Source organism: Bifidobacterium sp. LH_424 (genome assembly GCF_056356895.1).
In genome coordinates this window covers 93900-110978 of sequence record NZ_JBKEVC010000008.1, presented here as the reverse complement: position 1 = coordinate 110978, position 17079 = coordinate 93900, and the positions used below count along the sequence as shown (strand labels likewise).

The following is a 17079-nucleotide window of genomic DNA, read 5'->3' as shown; positions in this document are numbered from 1 at the left end:
CGATTCGATTTTCCCGCGGCCTGCGGCCGCTCTTCTTCTCTCCCTCTGTCATCGCTTCGCGATGACGCCTCCCTCGTCAGAGGGAGGCGGGAAACGGCGCTCACGCGCCGAGGTAGGCCTTGCGGACCTTTTCGTCGTGGAGGAGGTCGGAGGCCTTGCCCTCCATCGTGATGCGGCCCGTCTCGAGCACGTAGGCGCGGTCGGCGATGGACAGGGCCATCTTCGCGTTCTGCTCGACGAGCAGCACGGTGATGCCCTTCTCGCGCAGCGCCACGATGATGTTGAAGATCTCCTTGACGAGCAGCGGCGACAGACCCATCGACGGTTCGTCCATGAGGATGGTCTTCGGATGGCTCATCAGGGCGCGGCCCATGGCGACCATCTGCTGCTCGCCGCCGGAGAGCGTGCCGGCCAGCTGGCGGCGACGCTCCTTCAGGCGCGGGAAGTAGTCGAACACCATCTCGAGGTCCTTGGCCATGCCGGACTGGTCCTTGAGGCTGAACGCGCCCATCTCCAGGTTCTCCTGCACGGTCATGCGGGTGAACACGTGGCGGCCTTCCGGCACGTGCGCCATGCCGAGGGTGACGATCTTGTTCGCATGCGTCTTGAGCAGGTCGTGGCCGTCGTAGACGATCGAACCGGACTTCGCCGGGACGAGGCCGGTGATCGTGTGCAGCGTCGTCGTCTTGCCGGCGCCGTTCGCGCCGATCAGCGAGACGATCTCGCCGTCGTTCACGGTCAGGCTGATGCCCTTGACCGCCTCGATCGCGCCGTAGGAGACGCACAGATCCTTGATTTCCAGCATCAGCGTGCCCCTTCCTGCATGGTCTTGGCGATGCTCGGTTCGGGCGTCGCGTGGTCGGTGGAGTCGGCTCCGGCGTCGTCGGAGTCGTCGGCGCCCAGGTAGGCGGAGATGACCTGCGGGTTGTTCGCGATCTCCTCCGGGGGTGCCGGAGGCGATCGTGCGGCCGTAGTCGAGCACCTGGATGCGCTGGCACACGCTCATCACGAGGCTCATGTCGTGCTCGATGAGCAGGATCGCGATGCCGAAGCGGTCGCGGATCGTGTTGATGCAGCGCAGCAGGTCCTCGGTCTCGGTCGGGTTCATGCCGGCGGCCGGCTCGTCGAGGAGCAGCAGCTTCATGCCGGTGGCGAGGGCGCGCGCGATCTCGAGCTTGCGCTGCTGGCCGTACGGCAGGTTCGCGGCCTGCGTGGAGGCGAGGCCGTCGAGGTCGAAGATCTTCAGCAAGTCCATCGCCTTGGCGTGCATCTCGTTCTCCTGCTTCCAGAAGCGCGGGGTGCGGAAGATGGCGCCGCCCAGACGGTAGCTGAACGATTCGTCGAAGGCTACGAGCACGTTCTGTTCGACCGTGAGCTGCTTGAACAGGCGGATGTTCTGGAAGGTGCGGGCGATGCCGGCGCGCACGACCTGATAGGTCTTCTTGCCGTTCATGTGCTGCCCGTCGAGCCAGAAGTCGCCCTCGGTGGGCTTGTACACGCCGGTCAGCAGGTTGAACACGGTGGTCTTGCCGGCGCCGTTCGGGCCGATCAGGCCGATGAGCTCGCCCTTGCGGATCGTCATGTTGAAGTCGGAGACGGCCTTGAGGCCGCCGAAGGTGATGCCGAGATGCTCGGCCTTGAGGATGGGCTGTCCGTTGTTCTTCGCGTCGGTCATCTCACGCCTCCTTCGTGTCCGTGGCGGTTGCGGCGGTCTCGGCGGTTCCGGTCGCGGCCTTCCCGGCGGCCTCCGCCTTCTCCTCGGCCTCGGCCTTCGGGTTGCGGAACAGCAGGCGGTTCACGAGGCGCGGCAGCGAGAACTCCCAGGAGCCGAAGATGCCCTGCGGGCGGAAGATCATGACGAGCACGAGCACCACCGAGTACGCGAGCATGCGGTAGTCGGCGAACGCGCGCAGCAGCTCCGGCAGAATCGTCAGGCCGACCGCGGAGACGATCGAGCCGGTAATCGAGCCCATGCCGCCGAAGACGACCATGATCACGTAGTTGATGGAGTTGAGCCAGCCGGCCATCGTCGGGTTGAGCGAGCCGATGTACTGGGCGAAGATGCCGCCCGCGATGCCGGCGAAGAACGCGGAGATCGCGAAGACGAGCACCTTGAGATACGTGGTGTTGAGGCCGGAGGCGCCGGCGGCGATCTCGTCGTCGCGGATGGCCTTGACGGCGCGGCCGTAACGGGAGCGGCCGAACATGAACAGCACCACGACGGTGATGATCATGATCCAGAACACGATGTACAGGTTGGCGGTGCGCTCGATGCCGATGAGCGCCTGGCCGGCCGCGCCCTTGTCGAGGCCCATGCCGCCGGCCACCTTGAGGTTCTGGATGACCACGCGGATGATCTCGCCGAAGCCGAGCGTGATGATGGCGAGGTAGTCGCCATGCAGGCGCAGCGCCGGGATGCCGATGAGGATGCCGAACACGCAGGCCACGATGCCGCCGAGCAGCGTGGTGACGAGGAAGCGCAGCGTCGGGTCGGCGAGCATGCCGTTGGCGACCATGTACTTGGAGGCGAGGGCCGCCACATACGCGCCGATCGCCTCGAAGCCGCAGCAGCCGAGCGTCAGCTGGCCGAGCACGCCGATCGTGAGGTTCAGCGAGGTGGTCATGATGATGGCGATGCAGGCGGTCATCATGATGCCCTTGATGTAGGAGTTGGCGATGCCGGACTCGCACAGCGCCATGACGACGCCGAACGAGGCGAGGATGCCGAGGAAGCAGACGAGGTACGACTGCCTCGTGGAAAGCATGGACTTCTTCATATCAGACCTTCTCTCCCTCGTTCTTGCCCATGATGCCGGACGGCTTGACCAGCAGCACGACGATCAGGATGGCGAACACGATGGCGTCGGAGAACGCCGAGGTGATGACGCCGCCGGTGATCGTGCCGATGTACGCCTTGGTGAGGCTCTCGACGAGGCCGATGGCGATGCCGCCGATCATGGCGCCCGGGATCGAGCCGATGCCGCCGAGCACGGCGGCGACGAACGCCTTGAGGCCGAGCATGGCGCCCATCATCGGGGAGACCTGCGGGTAGGCGGCGCAGTACATGAGCGAGGCGACGGCGGCGAGGCCGGAGCCGATCGCGAAGGTGAGGGCGATCGTGGAGTTCACGTTGATGCCCATGAGCACGGCGGCCTCCTTGTCCTCGGAGACGGCGCGCATGGCCTTGCCCTGCTTGGTGAACTTGACGAACAGCTGCAGGCCGACCATGATGACCAGGCCGAGCACGATCGTCAGGAGCGTGTCGCCGGGCAGCTTGAGCTTGCCGAACGCGATGGACGGCAGGTGGAAGATCGTCGGGACGGTCTGGAAGTCGGCGCCGAAGATGGCCTGGGCGCCGTTCTCCAGCAGCAGCGACATGGCGATGGCGGTGATGAGGGCGGTCATCGAATTGCCCTTCTCACGCACCGGCTTGTAGGCGGCCTTCTCGACGATGATGCCGACGGCCACGCACACGAGGACGGCCGGGACGATCGCCACCCAGGCGGGCAGGCCCATGGCGACGATGGCGGGAATGGTGAGCATCAGCACGTAGGCGCCGACCATGATGAAATCGCCGTGGGCGAAGTTGATCAGTCGGATGATGCCGTAGACCATGGTGTAGCCGAGCGCCACGAGCGCGTAGACGCTGCCGATCTTGAGACCGCTGAACAGCTGGCTGATGAACATGATGATCTGATCGGTCATCGCTCCCCCTTTCTTTCTGGTAGTCGTGGACGTCCCCACGAATCGGGGACGTCATGAACGGATGGTTATGGATGGATGAATCGAAAATCGAAAATCGAAAAACGGAAACAGGTAACGGAAAATCGAAAAAGAAATCGATCGGAAAAACGCAAAAACGGAGAGGGCCGGCGAAACCGGCCGCTCTCCTCGTTTGCGTCGCGTCACACGCCGCGACCCTGGTGGGCGGAACTCACTGGAGCGTGGCTCACTTGGGCTGGACGGTGGTGTTGTAGACGGGCTTGCCGTCCTTGAGCTCGAGCACGATCACGGACTTGGTCGGCGAGCCGGACTTGTCCATCGTGAACTTGCCGGTGACGCCTTCGAAGCTCATGCCGGCGACGGCGTTGCGCACGTCCTCGCGGGTGGCGCTCTTGCCGGCCTTCTCGATGGCCTGCTTGATCATGTAGATCGTGTCGTAGCCGAGGGCGGCGAAGGTGTTCGGATCGGCGTTGTTCTTCGACTTGTAGGACTTGATGAAGTCCTGCACCTTGGTGTTGGAGGTGTCGTCGGCCGAGTAGTGGGTGGTGTAGAAGGTCTTGTTGTACTGGGACTTGTCGCCGGTGAGCTTGAGGCCGTCGTAGCCGTCGGGGCCCATCACGTAGCCCTCGAAGCCGACGGAGCGGGCCTGCGGGATGATGTACGGGCCGGCCACGGAGTAGTAGTACGGGGCGTACAGGAGCTCGGCGCCGGAGGCCTGGATCTTCTGCAGCTGGGCGGAGTACTCGGTGTCGTCGGCGGAGGAGGAGCTCTCCTTGTCGACCACCTGCAGGCCGAGCTTCTCGGCGGCCTTGGCGAAGGCCTCGCCCACGCCGGAGGAGTACGGATCGCCGGTGCCGTAGAGCACGGCGACCTTCTTGACCTTCAGGTTCTCGGCGGCGAAGCGGGCGGCCACCTCACCCTGGTAGGAGTCCTTGAAGCAGGTGCGGAACAGGTAGTTGCCGGTCTCGATGGAGTCGGCGGTGGCGGCCGGGGCGATGGTGACCAGCTTGGTCTGGTCGGCCAGCGGCGCGACGGCGGCGGTGGTGGAGGAGATGGTCGGGCCGGCCACGGCGAGCACGTTGCCGTCGGCGGCGAGCTTGTTGTAGGCGTTGGACGCCTCGGTGGCGTCGCCCTTGTCGTCGAGGGATTCCAGCTTGACCTTCTTGCCGTTGATGCCGCCCTTGGCGTTGATCTCGGAGACGGCCAGCTCGAAGCCCTTGAGCTCGGCCTCGCCGTACGCGGCGGCGGTGCCGGAGTTGGTGGTCACGGAACCGATGGTGATGGTGTCGCCCGAAGCCGCGGAGCTGGAGCTGGAGGAGTCGTCCATGCTGCCGCCGGAGCATCCGGCGAGGGACATGGCCATGACGGCGGCCGCGCCGGCCGCGATCATCTTCTTGGAGAACATGACTGTTCTGCCTTCTTTCTTCTTCGTGAATTACGCATCGCGGCCACAAGCCTCCACCCGGTCCTTCCGGGATCGCCGGCCCGTGCGATGACGCGCATGATGTGCGCGCGGGACATCCTGGCGGTGTGCGGCCCGCACGGCTTGTGGCCATGCGCACGGCACCCGTGTCTCTTCTCTCACGATGCTTGCCGCCGACTGTTATACAGGTACGCCCGTACCGGCCGCAGTGCCGTTTCTTATTGTGAGACGAGTCACATTCGTGTCCGCGATGCGGTCAATTTCCACATCTCGGACATATCAGCCTCCCTCCGACGAGGGAGGTGTCAGCCGTCAGCCTGACGGAGGGAGAGACGCCGGGATCGTTACGCGCCGGCCGTCTCTCCCCCACCCGGCTACGCCGGGAGCCCCCTCAGCAGAGGGGGCCGAAATCCTATCTCTCGGCGAAGAGGAAGCGGGGGCGGCCGGTCCAGTCGTTCTCGGTGCGCGCGGAGGCGAAGCCGTTCGCGCGCGCATAGGCGACGAGCCGCTCCCCCTGCGTCACGTCATGCTCCATGACGAGCACGCCGCCGGCACGCAGCAGGCGCGAGGCGCGCAGCACGATCCGCTCGGGGATGAGCGCGCCGTCCGCCGAGCCGCCGTACAGCGCGAGCGCGGGATCGTGGTCGCGCACCTCGGGCTGTTCGGGGATCTGGTCGAGCGGCACGTACGGCGGGTTCGTGATGACGGCGTCGACGCGCCCGTCGAGCTGCGGGAGGGTGAGCGCGCTGGTCGCGTCGCCCAGTTCGAGATGGTAGTTGTAGCCGGCGGTCGGGTTCGCGCGCGCGACGAGGTCGCGGTTGCGTTCCGTCCACACGTAGGCTTCCGGCGACTTCTCGACGGCCCACACCTCGGCGCCGGGCACCTCGGTCGCGACGGCGAGGCCGATCGCGCCCGAGCCGGCGCACAGGTCGACGACGATCGGATGGTACAGCCCGTTGCGCGTGATCCAGTCGAGTCCCGCCTGCACGACGGTCTCGGTCTCCGGCCGCGGGATGAACACGCCCGGGCCGACCTTCAGATCGAGATAGCGGAACGGCGCATGGCCGGTGATATGCTGCAGCGGCTCACGCTTGGCGCGGCGCGCGACCATCGCGTCGAAGCGGGAGGCGACGGCGTCGAAGCCGTCCGCGTCGTCGGCGGCATCACCGATGGCGTCGAGCGGATCGCCCATGAGCAGCGCCTTGTCGACGTCGCGCAGCTGAACGCCCGCCGCCTCGGCGAGCAGGAGCTTCGCGTCATGCTCGGGCGTGTCGACGCCCGCCTCGCGCAGCCGCGCAGCCGCGGCGCGGATCATATCGTCGATGTCCATCATCACTTCTGGTTGGCGAGACGCTCGGCCTCGTCGGCCTGGATGTCGGAGTCGATCACGGCCTGCAGGTCGCCGTCGAGCACGGCGTCGAGGTTGTACGCCTTGTAGTTGGTGCGATGGTCGACGATGCGGTTCTCCGGGAAGTTGTACGTGCGGATGCGCTCGGAACGATCGAGGGAACGCACCTGAGAGTGACGCATGTCGGCGGCCTCAGCGGCCTCCTGCTCGTGCTTCATGGCGAGCAGGCGGCTCTTGAGCACGCGCAGCGCGGCGGCGCGGTTCTGGATCTGCGACTTCTCGTCCTGCATGTTCACGGTGATGCCGGTGGGCAGGTGGGTCATACGCACCGCGGAGTACGTGGTGTTCACGGACTGGCCGCCGGGGCCGGAGCTCATGAAGATGTCGATCTTGAGGTCCTTCGGATCGATCTCGATCTCGTCGTCGTCCTCGTCGGCCTCCGGGAAGACGAGCACGCCGGCCGCGGACGTCTGGATGCGGCCCTGCGATTCGGTGACGGGGATGCGCTGCACGCGGTGCACGCCGCCCTCGTACTTGAGGGACGCCCACACGCCCTCCTCCGGAGCAGGCGTGCCCTTGGCGCGGATCGCGACCTGCACGTCCTTGACGCCGCCGAGCTCGGTGCCGTTCTCCGACTGGATGGTGACGGTCCAGCCGCGCTTCTCCGCGTATCGGGTGTACATGCGCAGCAGGTCGCCGGCGAACAGCGCGGCCTCCTCGCCGCCGGTGCCGGCCTTGATCTCCATGATCACGTCGCGCGCGTCGTCCGGGTCGCGCGGGATGAGCGCGGTGCGGAGCTTCTCCTCGGCGGCGGGCAGCTCGGCTTCGAGCCGCTTCGCCTCGGCCGCGAAGTCGGGGTCCTCGCCGGCCATCTCGCGGGCGGCCTCGAGGTCATCGCGCAGGGAGAGGTAGGTCTTGTATGCGGAGACGATCGCGCCGAGTTCGGCGTGACGACGGCCCAGCTTGCGCATCTTGTCCGGGTTCGTCACCACCTCGGGGCTGGCCATCTCCTGTTCGATGTTCTGGTATTCCTCCAGCGCGGTCGCCGCCGCGGGGAACTGTTCGTCTGCCATGGTCGCTGTCTTCCTTGGAATCGGTATGGTGTTCGGTTTCGCGGTGCGCGGGCATACAAAAACGCCAGTCCTGCGATGGATGACGGGACGGTACGCCGAAGCGCGCCGACCCGTCTCGCGGGACTGGCGTCAAGTATGCTACTTGGTCTTCTTGCCGTAGCGACGCTCGAAGCGGGCGACGCGGCCACCGGTGTCGAGGATCTTCTGCTTGCCGGTGTAGAAGGGGTGGCACTTCGAGCACACGTCGACCGTCATGTGGTCGCCCTTGTAGGTGGAACGGGTGACGAAGGTGTTGCCGCACGAGCACAGGACCTCGACGGCATGGTAATCGGGATGGATACCCTGCTTCATGATGTCTCCTAAGGAATTCAGGTGACCCGGGTCGCCATGCCCCTATGGCTGGCGTGAACCGGAACCTAGTGGATGATAGTCCCCACCGCCGACACTTGGGACACGCCGAGCTCGGCCCCTCTGACCCCGAGGGGGCCGACGAACGGACAGTGCCCCCGCTGGGACTTGAACCCAGGACAAACACCTTATAAGGGTGCTGCTCTAACCGACTGAGCTACGGGGGCGACCCACACGATTGTACCGGCGGCGAGGACGGCGCGCGGCGCACCGTCGCGCAACACGCCGGAGCACCCAGCCAAAACGAACATCAATGTTCGTTTCAATGAAAAATCTACCATTGCAGATGATAGATTACGTAGTCATTCGCACACAAAGCGAAGGAGCCGCACAATACCGCGCACTCAGGTAAAGCTCGCGTTAACAAGGTCAAAAATCACGCATTTTCAATATGTTTAGCGCTCACAACGTGCTAACCTATATCGCAGATGTTCGCAAGAGCATCCCCAACAACAGACAAACGTTACAGTAAAACCGTACATTTTCTCACCACTGAATCGAACATCAATATTGTTCGATTCACGGTGGAAGGGAGCAGACATGGCAGAGCAAGCCAAGGAAATCACCGTCAACTTCGACATGTTCGACAAGACCCCGGAGGAGAAGACCGCCGAGGCCAACAAGGTCGCCAAGTCGTTCGGCATCAGCGACGAGGCCATCGCCGAGGTCGAGGAGTACAAGGCCAAGCTCACCCGCTACAACGCGTGGGATCTGCCGTTCATGGGCTACGTGAACGACGACGGCTACGGCTACGCCTACGTGCCGGACGCCGCCATCGTGCGTGAGCCCTACTGGGACGCCCACAAGGCGTTCCTCGCGCTGCCGGAGGACGTGCAGACCGCGTTCGCGATCCGCATGCTGTTCACCCACCGTCCGGTCGACCGCTACGGCGCCAGCATGTTCCTGCACTACCAGCGCGGCTTCAAGGTGAACTTCGTCGGCACCGGCGCCAACAAGTACTGATCCGCACCGCTTCACCGATGCGACGCAACGAGGCGTCCGCACAGACAACACCGAAGGGCCGTGGGCCGGACGTCGTCCGCCCCACGGCCCTGTGCGTTCCGGCGAGCCAGCACCGGCATCCGCCGGCTAACGACGCACCCGCGGCGCACCCGCACGCGCCATCTCCTCCCAATCGATCTTGAGTCGACGGTCCCGGCCGAACAGCATGCGCGCGTAGTCGACGTACCCCGGTTCCCACTCATGCAGCGAGGCCGCCACATGCACGCGGAACGTGTCGTCGTTCGGCGTATGCGCCTCATACAACGGCGTCCACGGCATACGCCACACGCCGCGCACCTGGGCGACGCGCCCGATGATCGAACCGCCGGTCGCGCCGTCGAACCGGCCGGCCGCCGCACGGTCATGGATCTCGATCATGCCGCCGCGCGCCAAGTCCTCTACCGTCACGACGCCGTCGGCGGCGTTTGCGGCGTGCACCCAGAACCACGAGGCGAAGTTCGAGACCGCCGTCTCGCACAGGTCCTGGTAACCGCGCTCCTTCACGTCGCCGCCATCCTCGCTTTCGCGCGCGGCGGCCACGACGAACGGCGTCAGCCCGGAGACGTCAAGATGGTAGTCGAACGCGAACCATTGGGCGAACGCGTCCTCCACATGCTCGTGGAAGGAGCGCGAACGCGTACGGAACGGGTTCAGATTCAGCTGGATGAAGAACTCGCGTCGCGCGTCCCCGTACGTCACCAGGTCGTTCTCCCGGAACAGCGACACCACCTTGTCGGTCGGAATCGTCGAGAATCCCGGATCGCCGCGCTCGCACCCGTCCACCGTCACTACATCGCACATCGTCATGGTCCTCCCCCTTCAGGGTCCTGCGGAAGGCGCCGTCGCCCTCCATGTGCGGCCCACCATAAGGCCCGCGTCACGGCCCGGGCAACCTCAGTAGTCCCGCGGTGCGGGACGGTGGACAACCCGGTGGACGAGCGGCCCGGCGTCCACATCGACGCCGCCGGTCAGTACGGCTGGTTGGCGTGGATGATGATGCCGCGTTCGTGTTTGAGGAACTGGCGGGCGGACTCATGGTCGACGTCGTGCGCGTCGGTGAGGCTCTCGTAGACGACGGCGGTCTGCGCGCCGCGGGAGAGGCCGGCGAACGCCGCGTAGGCATTCCACCCGTCCTGGGCCACGGCGAACGTCGGTTCCTGCACGTAGCCGTATCCGGCGGCGTTGCAGTAGCCGTTGAACGGCAGTCCCCACGCCCGGTGCGCGTCGAGTCGCCGCGCGTAATCGGCGGCTTCGGCGAACTCGGCGTCGGTCACGCCTGCGCGGCGCGCCAGTGCGACGGCGTGGTCGTGGTCATAGCCGCAGTCTCGCGGCGGAACGGGCAATGACATGATGTCCTCCTTGATTGACGGGTCCATGGTCTTGACAGGTCCATGGCCGCCATGATTCGGCGGCCATGGACCGGATTCCTCAGCTGCGGCGTCCCCTGCGCCGGCGTCCGGCCGTCAGCGCCGCGCCGGCCGCGCCGCACACGGCCGCCGTCAGCACGGCTATCGCGACCGCCGAACCGGTGGCGCTCAGACCGCCGGTCTTGCCGCCGGCACCGGTCTTGCCGCCGGCACCGGCACCACCGACGTCACCGGAACCACCGCCGGTACCGGAACCACCGACGTTGCCGGTACCGCCGATATCGCCGGAACCGCCGCTGCCTCCGCTGCCCGGCTTGTCCGGGTCGGGTGTCGGCTCCGGGTCCGGCTGTCCATCCCCGACGAACACGACCGTGTACGTGGCGGAACTCTCCCGATCCTCGCTGCGCACGACGACGCGCGCGGTCGGATAGGTCGTCGAGGCGGGCACGACGGTGACGCCGGGGTTGGCGGCCTCGTCGTACTCGGGTTCGACGGCCGGATAATCCCCGTCCGCCACGGTCCCGTCCGCCACGGTCCCGTCCATCGCCGTTCCTTCGATCTTGACCGTGTAGTCGGTCTTGTCGGCGGAGAATCCGTCGAGCGCCGCTCCCCCGACCTTGAGCCCGGTGAGCGCCGTCGAGGTGCCGGCGGCCACATCACGTTCATACGCCTCGATCTCGGTGATGGCGATCGCGCCGGAGTCCTTGTGCATGTCGAGTTCGAAGCGCGAGGTGTTCACGTTGTCGAACGTGTAGTCGACGACCTGCCCGCGACCTTCGGTGTCGTAGTCGACGGCCGTGGCCTGCTGGTTCGCGACGGGCACCATGTCGCCGGCGGCGTTCCTGTATTTGATGGCGATCGTGTCTGCGGGGCCGTCGATGCCGGACTTGTACCAGTACACGCGCAGCCTGTTGAAGTCGTACGCGGTCTCGTTGGCGAGTCCGAGGATGAAGTCCAGCTTCGCGTCCTTGGGGGTCGCGCCGTCGTCCAGTTTGTACGTGGTCCAGCGGTTCTTGCCGCTGCTGCGTTTGAAGCTGACGATGCCGTCGTTGACCTGCCCCACCGATTCGGCCGGCGAGGCGGGCGTGGAGCTCACCTGCGGGAACGCGTTGGTCTGGTAGAGGATGCGGTTCTCGCCGGTCTTCTCCTCGCCGGCGCGGATGCGCGCCCTCACCTCGCGCGTCACCGTCACGCCGTCCTCCTCGAAGGAGACGGCGCCGGTGGCGTCGGCGAAGCCGAGCTTCGCGACGGATGCGGGGTCGATCGGATTCCAGGCGACCGGTTGTTCGGCGTCCGTGCCATCCGTGTAGTAGACGACGGCGGTTTCGGGCAGCGTCGGCACGGCGCCGACCGGCGTGGCGACGGCGATGTTCTCGACGGCTGCCACGTCGCGCACGGTCACGACGGCCTCGGCAGGCAACGGCGTGCCGTCCACCGCGCCGGTCACCTTGGCGACGCCGACGCGCGTCAGGTCGAGTCCGGCCACGGCGGCCGGATCCCACCTGACGGCGCGCGTGCCTTCCGGCCCGGTCGCATACGTCACCTTGACCGAGTCCGGCAGCGTGACCTTGGCCGCGCCGACCATGACCGTCGTCCTCACCGGTTCGACGGCGGTGACGTCGCGGCCGGAATCGACGACGTTCACGGTGATGACGGTGGTCGCGGTCTTCCCACGATAGGAGCCGGTCACGGTGACGGTGGCCGTGCCCTTGCCGATCGCGGTCAGGGTCCCGCTCGCCCCGTCCGCCTTCACGTCGACGACGGTCTCGTCGTCGCATGCATAGGTGTAGTCCACGCCGAAGCCGATCTTCTCGCCGTTCTTGCCGGTCGCGGTGACGGTGATGCGGGCGTCGTCGCCGTCCTTGAGCGTGTATGCGCCGGAACCGTCGGCCTTCAGACCATCGAGGCCTGCCGTGAGGCCGGCGAGCGTCGACGGTTCGCCCGGTTTGACGTCGCCGACGGAGAGGGTGAGCGTCGCCTTGATCGTGGTGCCGTCGACCATGCCTTCCACGGTCACGACGCCCGTCTTCGCGTAGTCGGCGGGTGCGATTGCGTTCCAGGTGACCGGCAGCTGGGCGGTATGGCCATCGCCGTATACGGCGGTGACGGTGGTGGGCAGTTTCGCGCCCGGATCGACGCCGACGTCGGTGGCGCGGCGTTCGCCGAGCACTTCGACGACGGTATTCGCGTCGCCCTTCACGGTGCGTACGGTGGTGGTGCCGTCGGCGAGGCCGTCCGACTGCGCGTTCACCTCGATCGGCTTGCCGCTGCCGTCGGAACGGACGATGAGCATCGCCTTGCCGGAGAACAGGCTGCGATGGCTGGTCGTGTAGTCGCCGGTGGCGGTCTGCCATTTCTCGAGGCTGGCGCCGTCGCCGTTGTCGACGCCGGCGATATAGCCATTCCTCACGTCGAAGGTGACGGTGTCGTCGGCGTCGGGCACGGGCGTGCCGTCGAGGTCGGTGGCTTCGACGGTGATGAACGACAGGTCGTCGCCCGAATATCCGGAGTTGTCGATGAGGCGGCGGTCCGGGGTGAGCTTCAACGCGGCGGCCTTGCCGGCGGTCTTGAGCGTGTCCTCGGCGATCACGCCGCCCGTGGCGTCATTCCCCGCGTAGGCGACGGCCTTGAGCTCGCCGGGCTCGTAGGCGACGTCGTCCCACGTGAGGTAGAAATCGTTGCGGTCCTTGCTGTCGTCCACATCGATCGTGTTGCGGTCGGCGGCGGTGCGGTAGATGAGACCGAGCCGGGTGGTCTGTTCGTCGAAGTTGCGCACGCCGAGCGACTTGCCGTTGAGGAACAGTTCGACGCTTTTGGCGTTGGAGTACGCCTGCACGTCGATCTTCTGCCCCTTCTTCCAGTTCCAGCTGGAGGGCACGAGATGCACCATCGGATCGGTGGCGCGGTCGGTCCACAAGCTCTTGTACAGGTAGTACGAGTCCTTGGGCAGGCCGGCGGTGTCGACGATGCCGAAGTACGAGGATTTCGAGGCGATGGTCTCGCCTTTCGCGTTCGTGCCGGAGTCGCCCGCGTACGGGGTGGGCTCGCCGATGTAGTCGAATCCGGTCCAGTTGAACTCGCCGAGCGAGTAGTCGGCGGTCAGCTCCTGGTTCCAGGTGAGGTCCACCTCCTTGCCGTTCTGGTAGGCGTCGTAGGCGGACAGCTGCAGCGCGGAGTCGTCGCGTACGGACTTGATGTCGCCCATGATCGGGTCGTCGAGGTCGTAGTACTTGCCGCGAGACTCCAGGTGGGAGCCGGATTCGGAGGCGAGGTTGATCCAGTCGGGGTGCGCCTTGTGCCATTCGCTCATCACGCGGCCGCCGAGGTAGCTGTAGCCGGCCACGTCCACGTTGTCGAGCACGGTCTGCGCGGCGCCCATCTCACGGTAGTTGTTCATCGTGGTGGGGCGCGTGGCGTCGACCTCCTTGACCCACGCGTTGAGGTTCTCGTCGAGGTCCTTGTACTGGCCGGTCGTGGAGGCGACCTCGCCGAGCTGGGAGGCGGTGATCTCGTTGCCGATGGACCACATGATCACGGCGGGATCGTTCTTGTCGCGGTCCACCATGGTCTTGAGCTCCTTCTCGAGCCAGATCCTCCCCGCCCATTCGCCGTCGCCGGTCACGGTCTTCTGCGCGGCGGTGCCGAGGCCCTTGCCGCCCATCTTCGGGCCGGTCCATTCCTCGCCGACCTCCTCGAGCACCATCATGCCCATGCGGTTCGCGAGTTCGATGAACTTGCGCGCGGCGGGGTTGTGCGCGGTGCGGATCGCGTTGACGCCCGCCGCCTTGAGGATCTCGAGCTGGCGTGCGGCGGCGCGTTCGTTGAACGCCATGCCGAGCGCGCCCAGGTCGGAGTGCAGGCACATGCCTTTGATCTTCATGTACCGGCCGTTGAGGTAGAAGCCGTCGTTCGCGGTGAACGTCAGGTAGCGCACGCCCACCGTCGTCTCGGTTTCGTCGACGGTCCTGCCTCCGACGGCGACGATGGTCTTCGCCGTGTACAGGTTCGGCGCGTCGGTGCTCCACAGTTTCGGATTCGCGATGTCGGCGGCCTGTTTGACGGTGGCGCTCGTGCCGGCCTTCACGGTGACCGGGTCGGCGGTGACGGATGCGACGGGCGTGCCGCCGTCGAGGATCGTCGTCGTCACGGTGGCCTCGGCGTCCTCGCCGCCGTCGTTGTCCACGTCGGTGGCGATGTCGAGCCGCGCCTTGCCGCCGGCGATATAGGCGAGGACCGTGTCCTTGTCATAGCTGAAATCGTTGGTGACGTCGCCGTCGCCGTACGTCGCGGCGGTGGGGATCGGCGTCGTGATGTCGGTGCCGTAGAGGCCCACGTGCACGTCGTCGATGACGCTGAGCGTCACGTCGCGGTAGATGCCGCCGCCCTCGTACCAGCGTGAGGTGGGCTCGTTGACGACCGCCTTGACGGCGACGACGTTCGGGCCGTCCTGGTCCAGATAGTCGGTGATGTCCTCGCTGAACGGGCCGTAGCCGACGAGCTGCGTGTACCCGTCGGTGGATTTGACGCCGACGGCCTTGCCGTTGACGTACAGCGTGGAGCTCGACTGCACGCCGTCGAAGTTGATGACGATGCGCCGCCCCTTCATCGCGTCGGTGAAGCTGAAGGTCTTGCGGTACCAGACCGTGCCGTACGGCAGGTAGCCGCGCGCGGCCTTCGCGGCCGCCTTCGACGAGCCGACCCCGGTGAAGTCCTCATAGATGCGCCAGTCGTGCGGCAGGTCGACGTCCTGCCAGCCGGAATCGTCGAAATCGTCGTTCTGCGCGCCGGACGGATTGCCTGTGACGAACTTCCAGCCGGCGTCGAAGTCGACGGTACGTCCGGTCGCGTCCGCGGTTCCTGCCGCGGGCGACGCCGTTCCGGACGATGCCGGCGTTTCCGACGATGCCGGCGTTTCGGCGGCGGTCGCGGCCGGCACGCCGGCGAACAGCGTGCCGGCCATCGCCGCGGCGACGCCGAACGCGATTGCCCTGTTCCTGAATCCCATCGATTGTTCCCTTCTTTCCATGACCGGCGGTCAGCAGCGTTTGCGCAGGGTGAGAGCGATACCGGCGAGAGCCGTCAGCATGGTGACTGTCGTGATTCCGGTCACGTCGGCACCGGTGCGGGACAGTGCCCGCGGATGCTTGGCGTCGGCGTTCCCGGCTTGATCGGTCGCGCCGGGCTTGTCGCCGTCGGTCGTGCCGGACTTGTCCGGATCGGGCGTCGGTTCCGGATTCGGAGCCGGGTCCTGGTCGGGCGTCGGATCGACCGGCTCTTCGCTCTTCTCCCACTGGGCGACGAGGTGAATCGGGCCGGTCGGGTTCTCGATGGCCTGGTCGAAGTCGAAGGCCTGCGTGCCGGCGGCGTCGAGCGTCCAGCCCTTGAACGTGTAGCCCTCGCGGGTCGGATCGGCGGGCTTCATGACCTTCTCCCCCTTGGCGAACGTCTCCATCGCCACGGCGGAGCCGCCGGCGGAGTCGAATGTGACCGGCCACTTGTCGCCGTCGAAGGCGGCGTGGATGCGGTCGTACTCCTCGCTGGTGATGTTGAGGAAGCTGCCGTGCTTCTTGATCGTCTCGCCCTTGGCGGGATCCTGGTGGAAGTCGACGAGGTCGTCGCGATGCCATTCGGCCGGGGTCGTGGCGGCGAGGTCATTGGTCCTCACGATGCCGAAGCCCTTCTCCTCCTTGAACTGGTCGGCCACGATGGCGTACCTGTAGCCGAGTTCGTCGATGTCGTCCTTGTTGGTGACGAGGAACTCGTTGCCTTCGACCTGCTTGTTGTTCACGGAGAGCGCGGACTGCACCTGGGTGAGGTACTTCCATTCCTTGGTGTCGTCGGCCTTGCGGGTCTTCTCCTTGAAGGAGGTGGCGTACAGGTTCTTCGTGCGTTCGATGATGCCGGCGTTGTGAACGCGGTACCAATAGCCGTCGTCAGCCTTCATCATCGTGGAGTCGAGCGTGTAGCCCTTGCGGTCGATCCACTTGACCGGGTCGGAGAAGGTCACGAAGTCCTTCGTGGTGGCATAGTACTGGTTCGGCGAGTCGGAGCGGCCGTACTGGTCGTCCACGCCTGAGTTGGTGGACCAGTACACGAAGTACTGCTGGTTCTCCTCGTCCCACACGGCTTCGGGGGCCCAGACCATGCCTTCCTTCTTCTCGCTGGAGGGGATCTTGGAGCCGACGTCCACGGCGCGCGGCTGGCTCCAGTTCACCAGGTCGGTGGATTCCCAGATGATGATCCTACGGGAGCCGTCCACGTTCCATCCGCAGCCGGGGACGGTGTCCTTGTTCACCTGGTTCTGGTCAGTGGCGAGGATGTAGAACTTCGAGCCGTCAGGCGAGCGCAGCAGGAACGGATCCCGGATGCCGCCGCAGCCCACGGTGGAGGTGAGCACGGGCAGCGTGGCCTTGTGCAGGTCGGTCCATTCGCGGCTGTCATGGCTGGTCGCGAAGTAGACCTGCTCCTCCCACAGGTTGTAGTCGGCCGCCGTCACGAAGTACGCCATCAGATAGTCGGTCGTGTTCTCCCCCTGATGGTTGTCCGGATACGCGGGGTCGTAGTCGGCGGCCGCCGCGGTCTGTGCGGTCGGAGCGGTGGCGGCTGGAGCGGGTGCGGTCGTGTCGGCTGCGAAGGCGGCGGGGACGGCGCAGGCGAGGGCGGTCGTCAGCGACAATGCGGCCGCGGCGATGGGACGCCAGTGGTTGCGGGTATGCATGGTGGGGTTTCCTTGAT

At 66.1% G+C, this 17079-nt stretch carries 12 protein-coding genes, 1 tRNA gene and 1 pseudogene; 1 reads left to right on the top strand and 13 read right to left on the bottom strand.

Features of this window, described 5'->3' with window-relative positions; translation table 11 throughout:
• Positions 1-100: 100 nt before the first annotated feature.
• From AC1AYP_RS07750 to AC1AYP_RS07710, 9 genes and pseudogenes are all read right to left on the bottom strand, one after another.
• Positions 101-805 (bottom strand): ABC transporter ATP-binding protein, encoded by a 705-nt coding sequence (locus AC1AYP_RS07750; RefSeq protein WP_476502504.1) that lies wholly within the window; start codon positions 803-805, stop codon positions 101-103.
• A pseudogene (locus tag AC1AYP_RS07745) lies at positions 805-1675 on the bottom strand (ABC transporter ATP-binding protein). The gene AC1AYP_RS07750 and the pseudogene AC1AYP_RS07745 overlap by 1 nt, the downstream one beginning before the upstream one ends.
• A 1-nt stretch (position 1676) precedes the next feature.
• Positions 1677-2777, bottom strand: coding sequence for a branched-chain amino acid ABC transporter permease (locus tag AC1AYP_RS07740; protein WP_476547369.1), 1101 nt, complete (start codon positions 2775-2777; stop codon positions 1677-1679).
• A 1-nt stretch (position 2778) separates the two neighbouring features.
• Positions 2779-3705, bottom strand: a complete 927-nt coding sequence (locus tag AC1AYP_RS07735) for a branched-chain amino acid ABC transporter permease (protein ID WP_476502507.1) — start codon at positions 3703-3705, stop codon at positions 2779-2781.
• A gap of 244 nt (positions 3706-3949) precedes the next feature.
• Positions 3950-5128 (bottom strand): ABC transporter substrate-binding protein, encoded by a 1179-nt coding sequence (locus AC1AYP_RS07730; protein ID WP_476547367.1) that lies wholly within the window; start codon positions 5126-5128, stop codon positions 3950-3952.
• Positions 5129-5558: 430 nt separating this feature from the next.
• Positions 5559-6476 carry a peptide chain release factor N(5)-glutamine methyltransferase gene (gene prmC / locus AC1AYP_RS07725; protein ID WP_476547409.1) on the bottom strand — a complete coding sequence of 306 codons (918 nt, stop codon included), beginning with the start codon at positions 6474-6476 and terminating at the stop codon, positions 5559-5561.
• Positions 6477-6478: 2 nt separating this feature from the next.
• Positions 6479-7567, bottom strand: a complete 1089-nt coding sequence (prfA, locus tag AC1AYP_RS07720) for a peptide chain release factor 1 (RefSeq protein WP_476502509.1) — start codon at positions 7565-7567, stop codon at positions 6479-6481.
• Positions 7568-7705: 138 nt separating this feature from the next.
• On the bottom strand, positions 7706-7918 hold the full coding sequence (gene rpmE, locus AC1AYP_RS07715; protein WP_151917191.1) for a 50S ribosomal protein L31: 213 nt from the start codon (positions 7916-7918) through the stop codon (positions 7706-7708).
• 150 nt (positions 7919-8068) lie between these two features.
• Positions 8069-8142: transfer RNA gene (locus AC1AYP_RS07710), tRNA-Ile, on the bottom strand.
• Between the two features lie 373 nt (positions 8143-8515).
• Here AC1AYP_RS07710 and AC1AYP_RS07705 point away from each other — a divergent pair.
• A complete protein-coding gene (locus AC1AYP_RS07705; protein WP_476544661.1) occupies positions 8516-8938 on the top strand; it encodes a glycerophosphodiester phosphodiesterase in 423 nt (140 codons plus the stop codon).
• Positions 8939-9064: 126 nt separating this feature from the next.
• Here the strand turns inward: AC1AYP_RS07705 and AC1AYP_RS07700 are convergent, their stop codons facing one another.
• The 4 genes from AC1AYP_RS07700 to AC1AYP_RS07685 all read right to left on the bottom strand — a co-directional run bounded on the left by AC1AYP_RS07700 (position 9065) and on the right by AC1AYP_RS07685 (position 17062).
• On the bottom strand, positions 9065-9784 hold the full coding sequence (locus AC1AYP_RS07700) for a hypothetical protein (protein WP_476547365.1): 720 nt from the start codon (positions 9782-9784) through the stop codon (positions 9065-9067).
• Between the two features lie 161 nt (positions 9785-9945).
• Positions 9946-10326 (bottom strand): glycerophosphodiester phosphodiesterase, encoded by a 381-nt coding sequence (locus tag AC1AYP_RS07695; RefSeq protein WP_476502512.1) that lies wholly within the window; start codon positions 10324-10326, stop codon positions 9946-9948.
• A gap of 79 nt (positions 10327-10405) precedes the next feature.
• Entirely contained in the window at positions 10406-15349 is a 4944-nt protein-coding gene (locus AC1AYP_RS07690; protein ID WP_476547363.1) for an Ig-like domain-containing protein, read from the bottom strand.
• A 30-nt stretch (positions 15350-15379) separates the two neighbouring features.
• Positions 15380-17062 (bottom strand): InlB B-repeat-containing protein, encoded by a 1683-nt coding sequence (locus AC1AYP_RS07685; protein ID WP_476547361.1) that lies wholly within the window; start codon positions 17060-17062, stop codon positions 15380-15382.
• Positions 17063-17079: the final 17 nt, after the last annotated feature.